This window comes from Methylobacterium nigriterrae (assembly GCF_037106235.1).
Taxonomy (GTDB): Bacteria; Pseudomonadota; Alphaproteobacteria; order Rhizobiales; family Beijerinckiaceae; genus Methylobacterium; species Methylobacterium nigriterrae.
This window is the reverse complement of sequence record NZ_JBAWTG010000361.1, coordinates 1-1,417: the sequence shown is the minus strand read 5'-3', so window position 1 is coordinate 1,417 and position 1,417 is coordinate 1. Positions and strand designations below refer to the sequence as shown.

Genomic DNA, 1,417 nt, shown 5'->3' with positions numbered 1-1,417 from the left:
GTAATTACCCACGCCTTTGTCGGCGGGATTAGGCGCGGATGGTTTTGAGGATGGTGGCGAAGGTGTCGGCCCCCGCGAGGCGGGCGGTGTCGATGACGGTGCGCACGTCCGCCTCGCCCGCGGCTGCCCACATCGCCCGGTAGCCGTTCGTCACCTTCCGCTGCACCACCGCCGGGCGCAGCGCGCGCTCGCAGCCGTTGTTGGTGACCGCCACGCGGCCAGGATGGTCGAGGAAGACCAGGAGCTGATCGCGCGCCCGGCCGATCTTAGCCTGCAGATCACGGGTCAGATCGCAGCGGCTCGGCACGGTCAGGATCTCGGACAGCCGTCGCTCCAGCGCCCGGCGCTTGGCCGAGAGCGTCGAGGCGGCCAGATCGGTGACGCGCTCGGCCAGGCTGAACACGGACCCCAGCCACAGCTGCAGGCGCAGCGGCACCGGATCATCGCTCACCTCGACCGCATAGGCGACATGGCGCGCCAAGTGCGCCAGGCAGGTCTGGTGACGTTCGCCGTGCCCCTGTTGGGCGGTGTAGCGGTCCGACAGCCACACCGCGGGCCGATGGCCGTCCATCATCTCTCGCACAACACTGGCGGCCCGGGTTGGAGCGGCGTGATGCACGACCGCCTCGTCCGAGCGGAACACCCAGTGGTAGGCGTTGCTGCCCTCGATGCGCACGCGGGTCTCGTCCGAGGCCACCACCGCGGCCCCGCGCAGCACCGAGACTGCCGCCTCGCGACCGGAGCGGAACTGTCTCTGAGCTCGACGGAGCAGGTTCATCAACCCGCCCTGGCTAAGGGGCAGCCCGAAGAGGTCGGCCAGCGCGGCCTGCAGCCGCTCGTAAGAGAGGGCCTGGAAGGTTTTCAGGTAGGTCGCCACTGCGTGCAGGCGCGGACCGAACGGAGTGCCGCCCGCTGCCGAAGGCACGGGGGCGACAACTCGCGCCCCGCATGAGGGGCAGCGCACCGCCAGCCGCTGATGCTGAGTGACGATCGGCGCCACCTCAGGTAGCTCGATCCGCTCGAACACGCTGACGATCTCGGCCGGCAGGTCTGGAGCCAGAGCGCCTGCGCAACAGGAGCACTGACCCGGCCGATGGGCGACGACCTCGTCGGGATCGGGACTGAGTGTCCGGCCGTGCCCTTCATGACCCGGCTTGGCGCCGCCGGGCTTGGCCTGCTCGCGCCGCTCCTTGCGATCTGTCGAGGGCGGCTTGGAGGAGGTGCGCGAGGTCTTCTCCGGGCGCTGCAGGCGCAGCACCAGCTCGATCAACTCCTCCCGGCTCAGGCGTTCCAGCTCCCTGCGGCCCATCCTGCGAGGGAATCAGTGATACCGGCTCCCGGCAAGTGGCGAGGCGGGGCACCTCCAGGCCCGTCGCCTGCCGCACGCCGCGCTCAGGCGCACCCCGTGGGTAATTAC

The 1,417-nt window shown here is 70.1% G+C and carries 1 protein-coding gene; it reads right to left on the bottom strand.

The window, feature by feature from the left end; all coding sequences use genetic code 11:
- Positions 1–28 precede the first annotated feature (28 nt).
- Complete coding sequence (gene tnpC, locus WDW90_RS37070) at positions 29–1,309, bottom strand: IS66 family transposase (RefSeq protein WP_336492716.1); 1,281 nt, start codon at positions 1,307–1,309, stop codon at positions 29–31.
- Positions 1,310–1,417: the final 108 nt, after the last annotated feature.